Source organism: Agrobacterium sp. 5Ca39, assembly GCF_055382365.1.
In genome coordinates, this window is record NZ_AP026436.1 from 1,754,760 (window position 1) to 1,774,850 (window position 20,091).

At 59.2% G+C, this 20,091-nt stretch carries 15 protein-coding genes; 8 read left to right on the top strand and 7 right to left on the bottom strand.

Features of this window, described 5'->3' with window-relative positions; translation table 11 throughout:
- Positions 1-111: 111 nt before the first annotated feature.
- The 5 genes from ACZ47E_RS08835 to ACZ47E_RS08855 form a co-directional block, all read right to left on the bottom strand.
- Complete coding sequence (locus ACZ47E_RS08835; RefSeq protein ID WP_278066897.1) at positions 112-1,257, bottom strand: iron-containing alcohol dehydrogenase; 1,146 nt, start codon at positions 1,255-1,257, stop codon at positions 112-114.
- Positions 1,254-2,642: an aldehyde dehydrogenase family protein gene (locus ACZ47E_RS08840; RefSeq protein WP_278066898.1), complete on the bottom strand. Its 1,389-nt coding sequence runs from the start codon at positions 2,640-2,642 to the stop codon at positions 1,254-1,256. The genes ACZ47E_RS08835 and ACZ47E_RS08840 overlap by 4 nt, the downstream gene beginning before the upstream one ends.
- 18 nt (positions 2,643-2,660) lie before the next feature.
- On the bottom strand, positions 2,661-4,028 hold the full coding sequence (locus ACZ47E_RS08845) for a glutamine synthetase family protein (RefSeq protein WP_006697733.1): 1,368 nt from the start codon (positions 4,026-4,028) through the stop codon (positions 2,661-2,663).
- 64 nt (positions 4,029-4,092) lie between these two features.
- Complete coding sequence (locus tag ACZ47E_RS08850) at positions 4,093-5,607, bottom strand: amino acid permease (protein WP_464016838.1); 1,515 nt, start codon at positions 5,605-5,607, stop codon at positions 4,093-4,095.
- Positions 5,608-5,821: 214 nt separating this feature from the next.
- Positions 5,822-6,595 (bottom strand): N-formylglutamate amidohydrolase, encoded by a 774-nt coding sequence (locus ACZ47E_RS08855; RefSeq protein ID WP_142184894.1) that lies wholly within the window; start codon positions 6,593-6,595, stop codon positions 5,822-5,824.
- 174 nt (positions 6,596-6,769) lie between these two features.
- Here ACZ47E_RS08855 and ACZ47E_RS08860 point away from each other — a divergent pair, with 174 nt between their 5' ends.
- The 6 genes from ACZ47E_RS08860 (at position 6,770) to ACZ47E_RS08885 (ending at position 13,017) form a co-directional block, all read left to right on the top strand.
- The gene (locus ACZ47E_RS08860; protein ID WP_004442858.1) at positions 6,770-7,648 is read left to right on the top strand and encodes a MurR/RpiR family transcriptional regulator; all 879 of its coding nucleotides are present in this window, start codon (positions 6,770-6,772) and stop codon (positions 7,646-7,648) included.
- A gap of 288 nt (positions 7,649-7,936) precedes the next feature.
- Positions 7,937-9,043, top strand: a complete 1,107-nt coding sequence (locus ACZ47E_RS08865; protein WP_278066899.1) for an ABC transporter substrate-binding protein — start codon at positions 7,937-7,939, stop codon at positions 9,041-9,043.
- Between the two features lie 100 nt (positions 9,044-9,143).
- On the top strand, positions 9,144-10,028 hold the full coding sequence (locus tag ACZ47E_RS08870; protein ID WP_037089843.1) for an ABC transporter permease: 885 nt from the start codon (positions 9,144-9,146) through the stop codon (positions 10,026-10,028).
- Positions 10,025-10,807, top strand: a complete 783-nt coding sequence (locus ACZ47E_RS08875; RefSeq protein WP_004442862.1) for an ABC transporter permease — start codon at positions 10,025-10,027, stop codon at positions 10,805-10,807. Before ACZ47E_RS08870 ends, ACZ47E_RS08875 begins: the two co-directional genes overlap by 4 nt.
- 12 nt (positions 10,808-10,819) lie before the next feature.
- On the top strand, positions 10,820-11,878 hold the full coding sequence (locus ACZ47E_RS08880) for an ABC transporter ATP-binding protein (protein ID WP_278066900.1): 1,059 nt from the start codon (positions 10,820-10,822) through the stop codon (positions 11,876-11,878).
- Positions 11,879-11,973: 95 nt separating this feature from the next.
- Entirely contained in the window at positions 11,974-13,017 is a 1,044-nt protein-coding gene (locus ACZ47E_RS08885; protein ID WP_107339231.1) for a zinc-dependent alcohol dehydrogenase family protein, read from the top strand.
- 44 nt (positions 13,018-13,061) lie between these two features.
- Here the strand turns inward: ACZ47E_RS08885 and ACZ47E_RS08890 are convergent, their stop codons facing one another.
- The gene (locus tag ACZ47E_RS08890) at positions 13,062-13,706 is read right to left on the bottom strand and encodes a hypothetical protein (protein WP_107339230.1); all 645 of its coding nucleotides are present in this window, start codon (positions 13,704-13,706) and stop codon (positions 13,062-13,064) included.
- Between the two features lie 332 nt (positions 13,707-14,038).
- Between ACZ47E_RS08890 and ACZ47E_RS08895 the strand changes: the two genes are divergently transcribed.
- Together ACZ47E_RS08895 and ACZ47E_RS08900 are read left to right on the top strand one after the other, a co-directional pair.
- A complete protein-coding gene (locus ACZ47E_RS08895; protein WP_278066901.1) occupies positions 14,039-14,815 on the top strand; it encodes an AAA family ATPase in 777 nt (258 codons plus the stop codon).
- Between the two features lie 77 nt (positions 14,816-14,892).
- Entirely contained in the window at positions 14,893-16,224 is a 1,332-nt protein-coding gene (locus ACZ47E_RS08900) for an MFS transporter (protein WP_464016839.1), read from the top strand.
- Positions 16,225-16,293: 69 nt separating this feature from the next.
- On the opposite strand, the gene metH is transcribed toward ACZ47E_RS08900, so the two are convergent.
- Positions 16,294-20,067, bottom strand: a complete 3,774-nt coding sequence (metH, locus tag ACZ47E_RS08905) for a methionine synthase (protein ID WP_278066902.1) — start codon at positions 20,065-20,067, stop codon at positions 16,294-16,296.
- Positions 20,068-20,091: the final 24 nt, after the last annotated feature.

A 20,091-nucleotide genomic window follows, 5' to 3' on the forward strand; every position in this document is an offset into this window, starting at 1 on the left:
CGGCACCGATGCGGGGTACAGCGTCGCCGCAGGTTTCTTCTCCCCGCCGGGGAGAAGAAACAAGCGGCACCCTCTCAGCCTCTCACAAACCTGGCGATCAAAGGTAACTCCTTAAAAGCAAGCCTCAAAAAGTGCCTTGGTATTCTCAAGCGTCATCGGCACCGGATTGCCACCGCAGCTCGGGTCCTTGATCGCTTCCGCCGCCAGTTCGTCGATACGATCCGGCTTGATGCCCATGGCGGTGAGGTTCTCAGGCACGCCGAGTTCCTTGCGAAGCTCCAGCACATAGTCATAAAAGCCGTCGAAACCGCCGGAAATGCCAAGATAGGCAGCGGCGCGGGCAATCTTGTCCTCGATGGCAGGACGGTTGAAGCGCAGCACGGCCGGCATGACGACGGCATTGGTCATGCCGTGATGGGTGTTGTAGACAGCGCCGATCGGATGCGAGAGCGAATGGATGGCGCCGAGGCCCTTCTGGAAGGCAACCGCCCCCATGGCCGCCGCCGCCATCATGTTGGTGCGCGCTTCGATATCCGTGCCATCCTTATAGGCGCGCGGCAGGAATTCCTTGACGAGACGCAGGCCCTCCAGCGCCACACCGGCACTCATCGGATGATAGAAGGGCGAGGAATAGGCCTCCAGGCAATGGGCGAAAGCATCCATGCCCGTGCCGGCCGTGATGACTTTCGGCATACCAACCGCCAGTTCCGGATCGCATATGACGACACCGGGCAAGAGCTTCGGATGGAAGATGATCTTTTTCACATGCGTCTGCGAATTGGTGATGACGCTGGCGCGACCGACTTCCGAACCGGTGCCGGCCGTCGTTGGAACCGCGACAATGGGCGCGATCTTTGAGGCGTCTGCGCGGGTCCACCAGTCGCCAATATCCTCGAAATCCCAGACCGGGCGGGTCTGCCCGGCCATGAAGGCGATGGTCTTGCCAAGATCGAGGCCCGAGCCGCCGCCGAAAGCGACGACGCCGTCATGGCCGCCATCGCGATAAGCTTTCACACCCGCTTCCATGTTGATTTCGTTCGGGTTCGGATCGACCTCGGCGAAGATCGCCCGGCCGAGACCCGCCTCTTCCAGCACATCCAGCGCATGCGCGGTGATCGCCATATTGGCAAGGCCGCGATCCGTAACGAGAAGCGGCTTCTTGATACCAAGCGTCTTGCAGGCTTCCGCCAATTCCTTGATCCGGCCACGGCCAAGCTTGACGGCGGTGGGATAGCTCCAGTTGGCGACGATATTCATTTCGTGACTTTCTTCAGATGGTAGGATTTCGGACGGGTCAGGTTCTGGAAACCGAGGACGGAGAGCGAACCGCCACGGCCCGTTTCCTTCACACCGGTCCAGCAAAGCGCCGGGTCGAGATAATCAGCGCGGTTCATGAACACGGTTCCGGTTTCGATCTCGCGGCCGATGCGCCCGGCACGGGCGGCATCTTGTGTCCAGAGCGAAGCGGTCAGCCCGTATTTGCTGTCGTTCATCAGCGCGATGGCTTCGTCATCGTTCTTCACCTTCATGATGCCGACCGCCGGGCCGAAGGTTTCTTCGGTCATGAACTCCATCGAATGATCGACATTGACGAGGACTTGCGGCGCGACATAGGCGCTCTCACCATCATCGGCAGGGAACAGCTTCGGATCGACCAGTGCTTTGGCCCCCTTCGAGACGGCATCGGTAATCTGCGCACGAACCACCTTGGCAAAACGCTTGCTGGCCATCGGCCCGAGCGTGGTTTCCTGCTCCAGCGGATTGCCGAGCTTGTAGTTCGACACCCACGCGACCGACTTCTCGACAAAGGCGTCATAGAGGTTTTCGTTGACGTAGATGCGCTCGATGCCGCAGCAGCATTGCCCGGAATTATAGGTGGCGCCATCCATCAGCGTATCGACGGCGGCATCGAGGTCGGCATCCTCCATGACGTAACCGGGATCCTTGCCGCCGAGTTCAAGCCCAAGACCGGTGAAGGTGCCGGCAGCGGCGCGCTCGATCGCGCGGCCGCCTTCCACCGAACCGGTGAAGTTGACGAAGTTGAAAAGGCCCTCGGAAATGAGCGCCGAGGTCGTGCTGTGGTCGAGGAAGACATTGATGAAGACATCGTCAGGCACACCGGCCTCGACAAAAGCCCGCACCATGCGCTCGCCGACCAGCAGCGTCTGCGCCGCATGTTTGATGACGACCGTATTGCCGGCCATCAAAGCCGGCGCGACGGTGTTGATCGCCGTCATGTAAGGATAGTTCCAGGGCGCGATGACAAAGACCACGCCATGCGCCTCACGCTCGATGCGGCGTTCGAAATTGCCGCTTTCCTCGATGACGAGCGGCGCCAACGCATCGGCTGCAATCGAGGCGACATAGTTGGAGCGTTCGTTGAAGCCTTTGAACTCGCCGCCATAGCGCACCGGACGGCCCATCATATGGGCAAGTTCCGGCACGACCTCGTCCACCATTTCGTTGAGGCGTGCGACGCCCTTCAGCACCAGCTGAACGCGGTCCTCCAGCGGACGACGCGCCCAGTCCTTCTGCGCCTTGCGCGCTTTCGAAACGGCGGCCCGTGCCGCCTCCAGCGACATCGCCTCCCGCTCGGCATAAACCGAGCCGTCGATGGGCGAGATATTCTGGATCATGGTCATGATGTTTTCCCGTAATGATTAGGCTCGTTCGAAACCGCGCGCCACTTCCCAGTCGGTCACGCGGCGGTCGTATTCTTCTTGTTCCCACGCCCCGGCGCGGACGTAATGATCGATCACATCGTCGCCGAAGGCGCTGCGCAGCATTTTCGATCCGTCCAGAAACGCGGTGGCGTCACGCAATGTCTTGGGTATCTCGCGCACATCCTTGCCGCCATAGGCATCACCGACAAATTCGGGCTCAAGTTCAAGTTTATTTTCGATGCCGTCAATGCCTGCTGCAAGCAGGGCGGCCATAGCGAGATAGGGGTTGAGATCGGAGCCGCCCACGCGGCATTCGATGCGGATGCCCTTGGTATCGGCGCCGCAGAGGCGATATCCCGCCGTGCGGTTGTCGAGGCTCCAGATCGCTTTTGTGGGCGCGAAGGTACCCGCCATGAAACGCTTGTAGGAATTGATGTACGGGGCGAGGAAATAAGTAATTTCACTGGCGTGGGCCAGCAGCCCGGCAACATAATGCCGCATCAATTGCGACATGCCGTGCTCCGCATCTTTGTCCAGGAACGCGGGCGTCTTCCCGTCAAGGCTCCACAGCGACTGGTGAATATGTGAGGAACTGCCGGCGGCATTGTAGTTCCACTTGGCGAGGAACGTCACGGCCTTGCCTTTGGACCACGCGATCTCCTTGGTGGCGTTCTTGATGATCGCGTGCCTGTCTGCCATGGTCAGCGCATCGGCATAACGAACATTGATCTCCGCCTGCCCCGCGGACGCTTCGCCCTTGGAATTTTCAACCGGAATGCCGGCCCCCTGCAGGCCCTTGCGCAGCGCCCGCATCACATCTTCCTCCTTGGTCGTCTGGAAGATGTGGTAATCTTCATTATAGCCGCTGGCGAGGTTCAGCCCCTTGTAACCGCTTGCGCGCGCCGCGTCGAAAGTCTGGTCGAAGAGGAAGAATTCAAGTTCGGTCGCCATATAGGCCTTCAGCCCCATGGCCTCCAGCCGAGCCACCTGCTTCTTGAGAAGCGCGCGCGGCGAATGCGGAACCTCTTCGTGGGTGTGATGATCGAGCACGTCGCACAGCACCAGCGCCGTGCCTTCCAGCCACGGCACACGGCGCAGCGTCGAAAGATCGGGCTTCAGGACATAATCGCCGTAACCCTTCTCCCAGCTGGAGGATTTGTAACCGGGAACGGTCTCCATCTCCATGTCGGTGGCAAGCACATAGTTGCAGCTATGGGTTTCCTCAAAGGCGCTTTCGACGAAGAATTCAGCCTGGAACCGTTTGCCCATCAGACGCCCCTGCATGTCGACAAGGCAGGCCAGAACCGTGTCGATGCGCCCTTCGGCGACATCCATTTTAAGCGCGTCAAATGTGTAGCTCGTCATTTTATCCGTTCCCTTTATTGTCGTGACCGGGCGGCCGGGTTGCGGCCGCCCGTTTGTTTAAGCATCAGGCCTTTGCAGCCGCCGCTGCCATGGCAGCCTGCTTGTGCTCCAGCGCGAATTCCTCTTCCGGCGAGAGGATGAGGCGATGACGGCCGATGAAAGCGAAATAGGCGATGGCGACCGCAAACCAGACGGCGACCCAGAGCACGCCCTTTGTGAAGTTCGGATCCTGGATCTGGTAAAGCAGCGTGACGATGGCGATGATGACAGTCAGCACCGCACCTGGAATGCCGAAGGGCGAACGGAACGGCCGCTCGATATGCGGCAGGTTCTTGCGGAGCAGGATGAAGGAAATCGCCTGCATGATGTAGGAGAACATCGCGCCGAACACAGCCATGTTCAAAAGCACGCTGCCGATGATGCTGCCGCCCTGTTCCGCACCCAGCGCGAACCAGATGACCAGCATGACCGCAAGGCCGACGATCGCGCCGGTGATGTTGGCCACGTATGGCGTGCGGTATTTCGAGTGGGTGATCGACAGCACCGTCGGGAAATAACCCGCACGCGACAGCGAATAGATCTGGCGACCCTGCGCATAGAGTATCGTATGGAAGCTGGCGATGAGGCCGGTAAGCGCGACGAGACCAAGCAGCACGACACCGCCATCGCCATAGATCGCCTTGAAGCCATCAAGCAGCGGCTCAAGCGAGGAGCTGAGATGGAAGGCGCCGACGCCCGGCAGCGACGGGTTGAGCAGCACGATCATGAAGGCCGAAACCATCAGCGTGACCATGCCAAGGATGATACCCTTCGGCATGTCGCGTTTCGGATCGACGGATTCCTCAGCCGCGAGCGGCAGCTGCTCGATGGCGAGGAACAGCCAGACCGCGAAAGGCAGCGTGGCGAGAACGCCCGAAAAACCGAACGGGAAGAACGAGCCACCGCCCTCCGGCAATTCCACCGCCTTGCCATCAGGTCCGACGCCGATGTTGAGCGCAAAACGCGAAAAATCGATATTGGGAATGGCACTGATCCAGAAGAACACCAGAACGGCGAGCGAAATCAGCGTGATGACGAGCGTCACCTTGAAGGAAAGCTCGAGCCCGAAGACGTTGAGCGCAAGGAATATCGCGTAAAACGCTATCCACACGAAAGGTGAATAGGCCGGATCGAGGGCGAGAATGGAGTTCACATAGGCTGTGATGAAGGTGACGACGACCGCCGGCGTCAGAACGTATTCAACATTCTCGCAAAGACCGGTGATGAAGCCGCCCCAGGGGCCCATGGCCGTGCGGGCGAAGGAATAGGCCGCACCCGTGTGGGGCAGCGCCGGGCTCATTTCGGCGATCGAGAATGTCAGCCCGAGATACATGATGGCGATGATGATGCCCGCCACCAGCATGCCGCCCCAGCCGCCGGTGGAGAAACCGAAATTCCATCCGGAAAAATGCCCTGATATGACCGCGCCGACGCCAAGCGACCAGAGCGACCACACGCCCGCATAACGGGATAGTCCGCGTTTTTCGAAATAGGATGCATCAGCTTTCTTGTAGCTGACGCCTGACGATGAACTGTCCATGCCCTTCTCTCCTGATAAGAAAAAAACAAGCCAGTCAGCCGTTATTGGCCGATTGTGCCCCAGTCTTCGGCGCCATCAGGAAACTCCCGGATCGCGCCGCACGCATCTGCTGTTCCCGTACCGCTTCGTTTTCCCGGCTTCTTTGACCGGATGGCGGCAGTCTCCCTTCGATGCCTGACCCCGGTGTGTTCACCATCGGCCGGCCCCTGCTCCCTCACTCGTCGATCGATGCGAGTGCCTTCCCCATAAGCTCGTGTAGAAATGCGGCGATGTTCGCCTGCTCTCCTTCATCGGCGATCAGATCGTTGCGGATCTCGATCATGACGTTCAAAAGCCCGTCCGGCAGCGCATGGAGTCGCAACGTATGCGTCACGCCATCTTCCGGGCCATAAGGATCGTTGCGATTGACCGTGAGCGAGGCCCCTTCGGCACCTGTCAGCATGGCGTCAGCGAGACGGCTGTCGGTATCATGCAGGATGCCGATCTCAACCTCGCGGAACCGGCCGTGATAAACCGGCGTGAAACTGTGGATGGTCACCACCACCACCTTGCGGCCGTTCGCCTGCCGCTCGGCGATGATCTCGCTCACCCGCTCGTGAAACGGCACATACAGCGCTGACGTTCGGGCAAACCGCTCCGCTTCGGTGAGGTCGAAATTGCCTGGAATATCATATACTTCGCTTTTCACCGGCATGGCGGACGGCGATTCGGGCGGCCTGTTGCAATCATAGACCAGGCGGGAAAACCTCTGATAAATGAGCGTCGCGTCGAGCTTCTCCGAAAGCAGACGGGCAACCGCCAGAGCGCCGGGGTCCCATGCCACATGACTTGAAAGAACCTCGGGCGACAGGCCGAGCGTGCTTAATCTTTGCGGGACGGTGGCCGAAGCATGTTCGCAGACGAGCAGGACATCGCCCGCCGCACCGGCATTCTCGATGCCAACGGCCTGCCCTTCCGCTTCTGTGAAAAACCGCGAACGCACCGTCATGCACGTACCCCACCCGGAAAACCGTCTTCCCTAACGGCGAAAAGAATTCTTCACATTATGGCGGGTGTCAAATGGAATTTTGAAATTTTCTCTTCATTTTTCCATTGACTCAATCACGGGCAGAGATGTTTATTTTAGCGCACACACCGGCAGAAAGACCGGAAGGGGAAAGATTTGCGCAACACCGCGGCCACCGTGTCGGACGTCATCCATGCCCATTACGACGCGCTGACACGTTCCGAAAAACGGCTGGCAGAAAGCTTGCTCGGCAATTATCCGGTGTCCGGCCTCGGCAGCATCACCACGATTGCCGAAAATGCCGGTGTTTCCACCCCGACAGTGGCGCGGATGGTGCAGAAGCTCGGCTATAAGGGCTACCCCGAATTTCAGGCGCATCTGCACCAGGAGCTGGAAGCGACGATCTCCGGTCCGGTGGCCAAACATGACCGCTGGGCAACCAATGCGCCGGGCCTGCACATTCTCAACCGTTTCGCCGACGCCATTACCGGCAATCTGCGCGATACGCTTGGGGATCTCGATACCGCCGTCTTCGACAATGCCGCCGCGCTGCTTTCCGACCGCAAGCGCAGCATCTACTTCGTCGGCGGGCGCATCACCGGTGCGATTGCCGAATATTTCTTCACCCACATGCAGGTGATACGGCCGAAGACAACGCTGATGTCGTCCAACTCCAGCGCCTGGCCGCAATATATGCTGAATATGAGCGCCGGCGATGTGCTCGTCATTTTCGACATCCGCCGTTACGAGCACGATATGACGACGCTGGCAGAGGTGGCCAAGGCAAATGGGGTGCAGATCATCCTCTTTACCGACCAGTGGACATCGCCGGTGGCGCGTCATGCGCTGCATATTTTCCGGGTCAAAATAGAGGCCCCGTCCGCGTGGGATTCGTCTGTCGTTACGCTTTTTGTCGTCGAGGCGCTGATCGAAGCGGTGCAGAGCGGCACGTGGGACGAAACCAAGGAACGCATGAACGCACTGGAGGGCCTGTTTGAACAGACACGCCTGTTCCGACGCCCTGATAGAACGTGAATATGCGTAGCCGGCATACGACTTGACGCCGATGCCGCACGCTGATTGGATACCTGCGATCGCTACCAGCACGATAAAGCAGGGGAAAAACCAAGCTGGGGAACGCATCTGGTCTAACGGACAAAAACGGTCAACTCGCGCAATTGCTGGCAAAAAGCCCGATAATGGCGGAAAATGGGTTTAAAGTGGCGGAATCCGGATAAATGAATTGCCATCCAGCCGTCACATTAGCTTCATCGAGAATCCGTATCAGCGTCCGCAATATGAGAACACGAAGAGGAGAAAAAAGTGATCTCTCACTGCCGCCGACTGCTTGCTACAACCACCGCACTGGTCATCGCCTCCACCGCTATTGCCGTCGCTGAGCCGAGCGCCGAACTGATCGCCGCCGCCAAGAAGGAAGGCATGCTGACCACCATCGCCCTGCCGCACGACTGGTGTGGTTACGGCGACGTGATCGCCGCCTTCAAGGCGAAATATCCGGAAATCACCGTCAATGAACTGAACCCCGACGCCGGCTCCGCCGACGAAGTCGAAGCAGTTAAGGCAAACAAGGACAATAAGGGCCCGCAGGCGCCTGACGTCATTGACGTCGGTCTTGCTTTCGGCCCGCAGATGAAGGCCGAAGGCCTGCTGCAGCCCTACAAGGTCTCCACCTGGGACGAAATTCCTGACAACGTCAAGGATCCTGAAGGTTACTGGTATGGCGACTATTACGGCGTCATGTCGTTCTTCGTGAACAAGGATCTTGTCAAGGAAACGCCGAAGGACTGGGCAGACCTTCTGAAGGCTGACTATTCCGGTCAGGTCGCGCTTGCGGGTGACCCGCGCGCCTCCAACCAGGCGATCCTCGGTGTTCTCGCCGCCGGTCTTTCAACCGGAGCAAAATCCGGCAAGGAAGCCGGTGAAGCCGGCCTGAAATATTTCGCCGACCTCAACAAGGCTGGCAACTTCCTGCCGACTATTGGCAAGGCTGGTACACTTGCACAGGGTGCCACGCCGATTATCGTTGCCTGGGACTATAATGCGCTGTCCTGGAAGAAGACGCTGAACGACAACCCGCCGACGGAAGTCGTCGTTCCCGAGAAGGGCGTTCTCGCCGGTGTTTACGTGCAGGGCATTTCCGCTTACGCCCCGCATCCGAATGCTGCCAAGCTGTGGATGGAGCACCTCTACTCCGACGACGGTCAGCTCGGCTGGCTGAAGGGTTATTGCCACCCGATCCGCTTCAACGCCATGGTCAAGGCCGGCAAGGTTCCGCAGGACCTGATCGACAGCCTGCCGCCGGCAGCAGCCTATGAAAAGGCGATCTTCCCGACGCTCGAGGAAGTCGATGCCAACAAGGCGGCCGTCACTGGCGGCTGGGATAGCGTTGTCGGCGCGAACGTGAAGTAAATTGTTGAAAACGCACCCCGGCCGATCAAAGCCGGGGTGCTTCTTTTATAATATAGACCTTTATAGACAGACCGTTTGAAAACGGCGTTTGGGGACAAGGATGCCATCAACCAACACCGGCGGACCATCCGACGCGCGCAGAAAGCTGCCGCTGCATTGGATAGGCGTCGTACCTTTTGCCGTTTTTGTGCTGCTGTTTCTGATTATGCCGACGATGAAGATCGTCGTTGGCGCGTTCCAGCGGACAGACGGAACTTTCACGCTTGAAAACATTGCAGGGCTTTTTACCGCATCCATCCTTTCGGCCTACTGGATCTCGATAAAGATCAGCCTCGCTTCTGCAGCGCTCGGCTGCCTGATCGGCTTTGCCGTCGCCGCGGCCGTAGTGCTCGGTGGTCTGCCGCAGCGTATCCGCGGACCGCTTCTCACCTTTTCAGGCGTCGCCTCGCAATTCGCCGGGGTACCGCTTGCCTTCGCCTTCATCGCCACGCTTGGCCCGGTCGGCCTCCTGACCGTCTTCCTGAAGACGCAGGTCGGCATCGATCTCAGGATGCTCGGCTTCAACATCCTGTCCTTCTGGGGTCTCACCGTCACCTATCTGTTCTTCCAGATTCCGCTGATGATCCTCATCATCACGCCCGCGCTTGACGGCCTGAAGCGCGAATGGCGCGAAGCGGCGGAAATTCTCGGAGCCACCGGCTTTCAATATTGGCGCATGGTGGCCTTTCCGATCTTGCTGCCGTCGCTGCTCGGCACCATGTCGCTGCTGTTTGCCAATGCCTTCGGCGCAGTGGCCACCGCAATTGCGCTCACCGGCTCCTCGCTCAACATCGTACCGATCCTGCTCTTCGCGCAGATTCGCGGCGACGTTCTCGGCAATCCGCATCTCGGTTACGCGCTCGCCTTCGGCATGATCGTCGTGACAGGCATTGCCAATGCACTTTATATCTGGCTGCGCGCCCGCAGCGAAAGGTGGCTGAAATGAAGCGTTTCTTCGCCTGGGGCGCGCTGATTTTCGGCCTGCTCTATTTCGCCCTGCCGCTGATCGGCATGACCAATTTCTCGCTGAAAATGCGGCGCGGCGAATATTCTTTCGACGCTTATGCCAAGGTGCTGGGCGACCCGCGCTTCCAGGAAACCTTCAGCTATTCCGTCGTCATGGCGCTGTTCACCATCATTTTCGGCGTCCTGCTGGTGGTACCGACCGCCTATTGGGTGCGTCTGAAACTGCCGGGCCTGCGCCCCTATATCGAATTCATCACGCTTCTGCCGCTGGTCATCCCGGCCATCGTCATCGTCTTCGGTTATATCAGGCTTTACAACACCTCCAGCTGGCTGCCGCTGACCGGCACGAGCTTCGGCACCAACCTGCTTCTGATGTTCGGTTATGCCACGCTCGCCCTGCCCTATATGTACCGCGCCGTCGATACCGGCCTCAGAACCATCGACGTGGCGACACTGACGGAAGCGGCGCAGAGCCTTGGCGCGGGCTGGACGACCATCCTCTCGCGCATCATCCTGCCCAATGTTCTGGTCGCCGTGCTGTCGGGCGCCTTCCTGACCTTTGCCATCGTCATCGGTGAATTCACCATGGCAGCCCTTTTGAACCGCCCGGCCTTCGGCCCCTACATGCAGCTGCTGGGTGCCAACCGCGCCTATGAACCAGCCGCGCTTGCCGTGATTTCCTTCGGCATCACCTGGGGTTGCCTCGGCCTGATCCAACTCGTTTCACGCTACCAGAAGGGCGCGCCTCCCAAGGCCTGAGGACAATATTTCATGAGCTTTTTGACACTTAGCAACATCAAGAAATCCTTCGGCTCCGTCCAGGTCGTACATGATTTCAACATGGCCATCGAAAAGGGCGAGTTCGTCTCCTTCCTCGGGCCATCGGGCTGCGGCAAGACCACGGTACTGCGCATGATCGCCGGGTTCGAAATCCCGACCGGAGGCTCGATCGTCATCAATGGCAAGGACCAGACAACGCTCCGGCCCAACCAGCGCAATATTGGCATGGTGTTCCAGGCTTATGCCCTGTTCCCGAACATGAATGTCTATGAAAACGTCGCCTTCGGCCTGAAAGTCGCTGGCAAACCGAAAGCCGAAATCGACGCGCGCGTGAAAGAAATGCTCCAGCTCATCCACCTGGAGCATCTGGCTGACCGTTATCCCTACCAGATGTCGGGTGGCCAACAGCAACGCGTGGCGTTGGCCCGTGCGCTCGCGCCGAAGCCGGAAGTGCTTTTGCTGGACGAACCGCTCTCGGCACTGGACGCCAAGATCCGTGTTTCGCTGCGCGAGGAAATCCGTCAGATTCAGCAGAAACTCGGCATCACCACCATTTTCGTGACCCACGATCAGGAAGAGGCCCTGTCGATTTCCGACCGCATCGTCGTCATGAATGCCGGCCGCGCCGACCAGATCGGCTCGCCCTTTGATATCTACAACACGCCCGCGACCCGCTTCGTCGCTTCCTTCGTGGGCACGCTGAACCTCATCGACGCGATCGTGGCGGACTCCTCATCCAACACCATCCAGGTCGGGGAGCAGAAAATCACCCTGCAAAAGCCGGTCAATGCGGCAAACGGCGAAAAAATCACCCTTGCCCTGCGCCCTGAAGCGGGTTCGCTCGGCAGCGACGCGAAAGGCGATGTCGCCATTTCCGGCACGGTCACCTCCAGCCAGTTCCTCGGCTCGGTCATCCGCACCCGCCTCGATCTCGGCGGATCCACGCTGTCATTCGACATGTTCAACGATCCCGGCACAGCGCCGCCCGCCGTCGGTGAGCAGGTCACGCTGAAATTCGCAGCCGGTGACCTGATGCTCATCAAGGACTAAAACGCTTTTCCAGACGCAAAACCGCTTCGCCCATTTGCGGCAGATGGTAGAGCAGGTATGACTTCAAACCTGCATACCAACGATGTGAGGCCATGATGCGCGCGCTTTATTACGAACGATTCGGTGAGACCCCCGTTGTCGCGTCCCTGCCGGATCCGGAACCGACAGATGGCGGTGTGGTCATCGAGGTAAAGGCCACCGGCCTTTGCCGAAGCGATTGGCACGGTTGGATGGGACATGACCCGGATATCCGCCTGCCGCATGTTCCCGGCCACGAATTCGCCGGGGTGATTGCCGCTGTCGGCAAGAACGTCACCCGTTTCAAAACCGGTGATCGCGTTACCGTTCCCTTCGTCTCAGGCTGCGGTCATTGCCATGAATGCCGCTCCGGCAACCAGCAGGTCTGTGAGGCGCAGTTCCAGCCCGGCTTCACCCATTGGGGCTCCTTCGCCGAGTATGTCGCGATCGATTACGCCGATCAGAACCTCGTGCATCTGCCGGATACGATGAGCTACGCAACGGCGGCCGGCCTCGGCTGCCGGTTTGCCACCTCCTTCCGGGCAGTGACCGATCAGGGACGCCTGAAGGGCGGTGAATGGCTGGCGGTGCATGGCTGCGGCGGCGTCGGCCTGTCTGCCATTATGATCGGCGCCGGCCTCGGCGCGCAGGTCGTCGCCATCGACGTTGCCGAAGACAAGCTCGAACTTGCGCGGCAGCTCGGCGCGACCGCCACCATCAACAGCCGCGCGGTTGCCGATGTTGCCGAGGCGGTTCGCGAGGTGACGGGTGGCGGTGCACATGTCTCTGTTGATGCGCTCGGCCACCCGCAGACCTGCTGCAACTCCATCAGCAACCTGCGCCGGCGCGGCCGCCATGTGCAGGTGGGGCTCATGCTCGCCGACCACGCCATGCCCGCCATTCCCATGGCGCGGGTGATCGCGCATGAGCTGGAGATCTATGGTAGCCACGGCATGCAGGCGTGGCGTTATGAGGACATGCTGGCGATGATCGAAAGCGGCAGGCTCGCGCCGGAAAAGCTGATCGGCCGCCACATCACGCTTTCCGAGGCCGCAACCGCCCTGCCCGCCATGGACAGCTTCAGGGAAAGCGGCATCAGCATCATCGACCGGTTCGAATAGTGCAGGCTACTGAGACCGTCTGAGGTTTAAGGATTTCGCACCGATCAGGCGCTCCTGCGTCCGAATGTCCGGACCGGAGCGGCTCCCGGGGCAGACGCGTGGACCGACGATGCTGTCGGTCCACGCGCCGCGTGATCCGTCTGGCTATCGCTCCACTGACGGTTTACCAGCTGTTTCTTGCGGACCTCCAGCGGGTCGGGGGTGTCCTCCTCCTCCTGCCGCTTACTTCCCGCAGCTGCGGAGATCGTCGCCAGTCGCGAAATCCACCGCACTAGCTGCATGCCCTTGTGAACAAGCACGAAGATACCAACAATTGCGACCGCTATGATAATCACGAGGTTCCAGGGCGCGTCGCTGGCCCTCGCCGCCCGCTCCATGCGGTCTTTTGTCGTCGGATCAAAACCTAGCGTCGCCTTCAGCCTAGCGATGTCCGCATCGCTGAGCCTGCTGTAACGCTCGCCACGATACAGCACATAACCGCTCCTATCCCCGCTGTTGAGATAACCAATGTCGAATGCTTCCCCGTCGCGAAGAAAAGGCTCTCTGTCCGGCAGATCATAAACAAGATCGATGGTCTCGCCGCCGCCGAATCCGGGGATGACAAAAAACCGGGACTTCCGCGCCTCAGCTTCGCTCACGAATATCGCGGAAAATAGAAACGCGACCGAAAAAAGCGCAATATGCTTCATTCACTCTCTCCAAAAACAACGAGAATGATGACAACTGGCATTACCGAATTAATTTGAAGTATATACTTGCGATAACATCTTAAATTTAATATATATATTTTATATATCTAATGTAGATCGATTTATTACTTAGAATTAGACACACTAAATTATAATAAAATGGACTTCTAACGATGCGACATGACGTATCTCTGCCAACGCTATAAACCATTGGTGCGAACAGCGCCCCACGTTAAGCCGCAATCACACGCAATTGCTTTGAGCATAGCGCCGCGATGATGCGACAGAGCGCAACGTCGGCGAACATGACGGTGAGATACAAGGAACGCGACATGCTGTTTCTCGATAGCGTAACCATGAAAGAAACCCCGGGCGGACGGGATGAATATCCTTTCTCGGTTCCGGCGCTGCGCCATCTGGAACGCCTCGAGTTCAAGACGCCGATCACCTTTTTCGCCGGCAATAACGGTTCGGGCAAATCAACACTGCTGGAAGGACTGGCGGCGGGAATGACTGCCTATGCCATCGGCAATCACGGTCAGGTAACCGGCGACCTTTACCTTCAGCACGCCGAGACCGTAGCGAAGTCGTTCTATTTCGCCCGCAAGAAATATCCGAAAATCCGCATGTTTCTGCGCGCCGAAGACGTGCTTGGTTATATCCGCCGCCAGAATGAGGAAGCGCTGGACGATTTTCGCTGGGAGCGGGAAAAGGCACTGAAAAAAGGCGAGGATTTTCCAGAGGAAACGCCCGAGACATTTCGCAGGATCGTCAGGAACAATATACTCGACCGCCGTTCCCACGGCGAAGGGTTTATGGACATCATGCAGCAGAGGTTGCACGGTGCCGGTCTTTATTTTCTGGATGAACCGGAAAGCCCGCTTTCAATGCAGAAACAGCTCGAACTCGCCGCGCTCATCCGCCATGCGGCCGATCGAGGCGGGCAATTGATCATCGCCACCCATTCGCCCGTCCTTCTGGCCATTCCAGAGGCAACGATTTATCATTTCGACGAGGATGGCATCACCGAACGTCTTTATGACGAGTTGGAGACCATAATCTTCCTGCGGCGCTTTCTCGACAGCCCATCGAAATACCTGAGTGATTGAACAGCATAAGGCTTGAAATCGCGCTGCTCTTGCCGCATTCCCATAAGTAATACGAAATTTAGAAAAGAAGCAGCCTCATGTCTCCCACCACCACACCGGCGGCAGCCCGGCCCCTCAATAGCCAGGATTACAAAACGCTCGGCCTTTCGGCCCTGGGCGGTGCGCTCGAATTTTACGACTTCATCATTTTCGTATTTTTCGCGACCGTGATCGGCCATCTGTTCTTCCCGCCTGAGATGCCGGATTGGCTGGTGATGATCCAGACCTTCGGCATCTTTGCCGCCGGTTATCTGGTGCGGCCGCTCGGCGGTATCGTACTGGCGCATTATGGCGACCGTTACGGCCGCAAGCGTGTCTTCGCTTTCTCAATCCTCTTGATGGCTCTTTCCACGCTGAGCATGGCACTGATGCCGACCTACGCCACCATTGGCGTGGCCGCTCCCATCCTGCTCATCATCCTGCGCATGCTGCAGGGTGCCGCCATCGGCGGTGAAGTGCCCGGCGCCTGGACCTTCGTTGCCGAACACGTGCCCTTCCGCCGCGTCGGGCTTGCCTGTGGTTTCCTCACCTCCGGTCTTTCCTTTGGCATCATGCTGGGCTCGTTGATCGCCTTTGCCATCAATTCGCTTTTCACGCCGGAAGACGTGGCCGGTTACGCCTGGCGCATCCCCTTCCTGCTCGGCGGCATTTTCGGCCTCATCGCCGTTTATCTGCGCCGCTGGCTGGAAGAGACGCCAATCTTCATGGAAATGAAGAAGTCGAAGTCACTGACGGACAAGCTGCCGCTCGGGCTGGTGCTGAAGCACCATATGCGCGGCGTGATCATCTCCGCCCTGCTGACCTGGGTTCTGTCAGCGGCAATCGTCGTCACCACGCTGATGACGGCGACCTTCCTGCAAAAGCTCTACGGCTATACGCCAACGCAGGCGCTCGCCGGCACCAGCTTCGGCACGCTGTTCCTGATCTTCGGCGTCATCATTGCCGGGGCGCTGATCGACCGTATCGGCTCCGGCCTCTTCTTCATGGGCGCCAGCATCTTCTTCGGTATCGCCACCTTCACCTTCTACAGCTACGCCGGCACCTCGCTTCAGACCATGTTCTTGCTTTACGGCGTCATGGGCCTTTCGGTCGGCATGGCCGGTGCGGTGCCCTATGTCATGGTGCGGGCGTTTCCGGCATCCGTCCGTTTTTCCGGCCTCTCCTTCGCCTACAACGTCTCTTATGCCGTCTTCGGCGGGCTGACGCCGATCGGCGTGACGACGGCGCTTGCGATCAACCCCATGGCCCACGCCTGGTATCTGGTCTTCATCGCTGTCCTCGCCTTCGCGATCGGTCTCTACCTCTATCTGCGCGGCAGCGAGATAGAGAGCCATGTCGGCATTGAGGAACTGGCGGCATTGCGGTCGTAGGTTCCACAGTAAACAAAAAAGCGCGGGCAAGACCCGCGCTTTTTATTTGTCCCGGCAATGCGTGAACCATCAGGCCGCGCTATCGATTTTCTCCTCGCCGTTCGTCGGCACGTAGTTGAGCACCGGACCGAGCCAGCGCTCCACTTCCTCAACCGGCATATCCTTGCGGCGCGCATAATCCAGCACCTGATCACGCTCCACCTTGGCAACGCCGAAATAATAGCTTTCGGGGTGGCCGATATAGATGCCCGACACGGAAGAGCCCGGCCACATGGCGTAGCTTTCCGTCAGTTCCACACCCGCCGCATTGGTGGCATCCAGTAGGGCAAACAGAGTTTTCTTTTCGGTATGGTCGGGCTGGGCCGGATAACCAGGCGCGGGGCGAATGCCCGCATAGGCTTCCGAGATCAGTTCGTCGCCGGCAAAAGCCTCGTCCGGTGCATAACCCCAGAACTCCTTGCGCACCCGCTCATGCATGCGCTCGGCAAAGGCTTCCGCGAAACGATCGGCCAGCGCCTTGACGAGGATGGACGAATAATCGTCATTCGCCCGCTCGAAACGCTCGGCAATCGCCACTTCTTCGATACCCGCCGTTACCACGAAGCCGCCGACATAATCGGCAACACCGCTATCGACGGGTGCGACGAAATCGGAGAGCGCCACGTTGGGGCGTCCGTCTCGCTTGGAAAGCTGCTGGCGAAGCGTGAAGAAGGTCGCCAGCTCTTCATTGCGGCTCTCATCGGTAAACAGCCTGATATCGTCGCCAACCGCATTGGCCGGCCAGAAGCCGATCACCGCGCGCGGCCGGAACCAGTTCTCCTCAATGATCTTCTTCAGCATCGCCTGCGCATCGCTATAGAGCTGACGCGCCGCCTCGCCCTGCTTCTCGTCATCGAGAATCGCGGGGAAGCGGCCCTTCAATTCCCAGGTCTGGAAAAACGGCGTCCAGTCAATATAGCGAGAAAGCTCTTCCAGATCATAGGTCTCGAATACCTTTGTGCCGAAGAATTGTGGCTTGACGGCGCTATAGCTCGACCAGTCAATCTTGTGCGCATTCTCGCGGGCGCGGGAAAGCGGCAGGCGCTGCTTCTCACGCTCGTTGCGGGCGTGAGCCTCTGCCACCTTGGCATATTCGCTGCGAATACCGTCGATATAAGCCGGCTTCTGCTCGGCGGAGAGAAGCGCCGACACGACGCCCACGGCGCGCGAGGCGTCGGTCACATAGATCGCCTGCCCCTGCTCATACCGCGGATGAATTTTTACCGCCGTATGCACACGGCTCGTCGTCGCACCACCGATTAGCAGCGGGATGTCGAAACCCTGCCGTTCCATTTCTGCGGCCACATGCACCATCTCGTCCAGCGACGGGGTAATGAGGCCGGAAAGGCCGATCACATCCACCTTTTCGGCGATTGCCGTTTCGAGGATTTTCGTCGTCGGCACCATGACGCCGAGATCGATGATCTCGTAATTGTTGCAGGCGAGAACGACACCGACGATGTTCTTGCCGATATCGTGCACATCGCCCTTGACGGTCGCCATCAGCACCTTGCCGGCCGCCTTCTTCTCTTCGCCGCCGTTCAGGCGCTTTTCTTCTTCCATGTAAGGAAGAAGCACCGCCACGGCCTGCTTCATCACGCGGGCGGATTTCACCACCTGCGGCAGGAACATCTTGCCCGAACCGAAGAGGTCGCCCACCACGTTCATGCCGGCCATCAGCGGCCCTTCGATGACGTGCAGCGGACGCTCCGCCTTCTGGCGCGCCTCTTCCGTATCGGCCTCGATATATTCGGTGATGCCGTTGACAAGCGCGTGCTCCAGCCTTTTCTCGACGGGCAGTTCACGCCAGGAAAGATCCTGAACCTTGGTATCCTTGGCGCCCGTGCCCCGGAAACGCTCCGCGACCTCCAGCAGGCGTTCGGTCGCGTCATCGCGGCGGTTCAGCACCACGTCCTCGCAGGCCTCGCGAAGCTCCGGGTCGATATTGTCATAAACCGCAAGCTGACCGGCGTTGACGATGCCCATATCCATGCCAACCTGGATGGCGTGATACAGGAACACGGCATGCATCGCCTCGCGCACCGGTTCATTGCCGCGGAAGGAGAAGGACAGGTTGGAAACGCCGCCGGAAATATGCGTAAGCGGCATGGTTTCGCGGATGGTCTTGGTGGCCTCGATGAAATCAACGCCGTAATTATTGTGCTCCTCGATACCGGTCGCGACAGCAAAGACGTTCGGATCGAAGATGATGTCCTCAGGCGCCAGCCCGGCCTTTTCGGTCAGCAGCTTGTAGGCCCGCGCGCAGATTTCCACCTTGCGCTGATAGGTATCCGCCTGCCCCACCTCGTCAAAGGCCATGACAACGACTGCCGCGCCGTAATTGTGGACGAGCCGCGCCTGCTGGAGAAACTTCTCCTCGCCTTCCTTCAGCGAAATCGAGTTGACGATCGACTTGCCCTGAACGCATTTCAGACCGGCCTCGATGATCTCGAACTTCGACGAGTCGATCATGACAGGCACGCGGGCGATGTCGGGCTCGGCAGCGATGAGGTTCAAAAACTCCACCATCGCCTTTTCGGAATCGATCAGGCCTTCATCCATGTTGATGTCGATGATCTGCGCGCCGTTTTCCACCTGATCGCGGGCAACGGCCAGCGCCGCCGTGTAATCACCGGCGGTGATTAGCTTGCGGAACTTGGCCGAGCCGGTGACGTTGGTGCGCTCGCCGACGTTGACGAAAGGAATATCCTTGGTCAGCACGAAGGGCTCAAGGCCCGAAAGCGACATGAAGGGCTTATGCTCGGGGATCGGGCGCGGCTTGTAATCCTTGACCGCCTCGGCAATCGCCCGGATATGCTCCGGCGTCGAGCCGCAGCAACCGCCAACGATGTTCACGAGGCCGTCGCGGGCGAAACCCTGCACCTGACGCGCCATCATCTCAGGCGTTTCGTCATACTGTCCGAACTCGTTCGGCAGGCCTGCATTCGGATAGGCACAGACGAAGGTGTCGGCGACGTCTGAAAGCTCCTGCAGGTGCGGACGCATGGCATCCGCACCGAGCGCACAGTTGAGGCCGATGGTAAAGGGGTTGGCGTGGCGCACCGAATTCCAGAAGGCAGACGGCGTCTGGCCGGAAAGCGTGCGGCCAGATAGGTCTGTGATCGTGCCCGAGATCATGACCGGCAGGCGGATGCCCTTGGCCTCGAAACGCTCCTCGCAGGCGAAGATCGCCGCCTTGGCGTTCAGCGTATCGAAGATCGTCTCGATGAGGATGATATCGGCGCCGCCGTCGATCAGGCCGTCGATCTGCTCGCCATAAGCGATACGCAGATCGTCAAAGCTGACGGCGCGGTAACCGGGATTGTTGACATCTGGCGAAATCGAGGCCGTGCGGTTGGTCGGGCCGATGGCGCCGGCCACGAAACGGCGGCGGCCATCTTCCCGCTCGGCGCGCTGGGCGGCGCGGCGGACGATCTGCGCACCCTCGCGGTTGAGGTCATAGACCGCATTTTCCATCTCGTAATCGGCCTGCGCGATGCGGGTCGAGGAAAACGTGTTGGTTTCGAGAATATCCGCACCCGCCATGGCGTAGCGATAGTGGATGTCTTCGATAGCGTCCGGCTGGGTCAGAATCAGAAGGTCGTTATTGCCTTTCTGGTGACAGGCGCAGCCGATGAAGCGGTCACCACGAAAATGATCTTCGTCAAAACCAAGACCCTGAATCTGCGTGCCCATGGCGCCGTCGAGAATGAGGATGCGCTCGCTGGCGGCTTCGCGCAGCGCCTTGAAAATTTCCGCGCCGTCGCGCTTTGCCCCCTCAGGGCCAAACAGATCGTCAAACACGGGCACACTCCTCATTTCGATTTG

Coding starts and splice junctions, on each gene's coding strand:
- ACZ47E_RS08850 (WP_464016838.1), bottom strand. CDS start 5,607: ATGGACAGTTCATCGTCAGGCGTCAGCTACAAGAAAGCTGATGCATCC.
- ACZ47E_RS08885 (WP_107339231.1), top strand. CDS start 11,974: ATGCGCGCGCTTTATTACGAACGATTCGGTGAGACCCCCGTTGTCGCG.
- ACZ47E_RS08835 (WP_278066897.1), bottom strand. CDS start 1,257: ATGAATATCGTCGCCAACTGGAGCTATCCCACCGCCGTCAAGCTTGGC.
- ACZ47E_RS08840 (WP_278066898.1), bottom strand. CDS start 2,642: ATGACCATGATCCAGAATATCTCGCCCATCGACGGCTCGGTTTATGCC.
- ACZ47E_RS08890 (WP_107339230.1), bottom strand. CDS start 13,706: ATGAAGCATATTGCGCTTTTTTCGGTCGCGTTTCTATTTTCCGCGATA.
- ACZ47E_RS08900 (WP_464016839.1), top strand. CDS start 14,893: ATGTCTCCCACCACCACACCGGCGGCAGCCCGGCCCCTCAATAGCCAG.
- ACZ47E_RS08870 (WP_037089843.1), top strand. CDS start 9,144: ATGCCATCAACCAACACCGGCGGACCATCCGACGCGCGCAGAAAGCTG.
- ACZ47E_RS08895 (WP_278066901.1), top strand. CDS start 14,039: ATGCTGTTTCTCGATAGCGTAACCATGAAAGAAACCCCGGGCGGACGG.
- ACZ47E_RS08855 (WP_142184894.1), bottom strand. CDS start 6,595: ATGACGGTGCGTTCGCGGTTTTTCACAGAAGCGGAAGGGCAGGCCGTT.
- ACZ47E_RS08880 (WP_278066900.1), top strand. CDS start 10,820: ATGAGCTTTTTGACACTTAGCAACATCAAGAAATCCTTCGGCTCCGTC.
- ACZ47E_RS08875 (WP_004442862.1), top strand. CDS start 10,025: ATGAAGCGTTTCTTCGCCTGGGGCGCGCTGATTTTCGGCCTGCTCTAT.
- ACZ47E_RS08845 (WP_006697733.1), bottom strand. CDS start 4,028: ATGACGAGCTACACATTTGACGCGCTTAAAATGGATGTCGCCGAAGGG.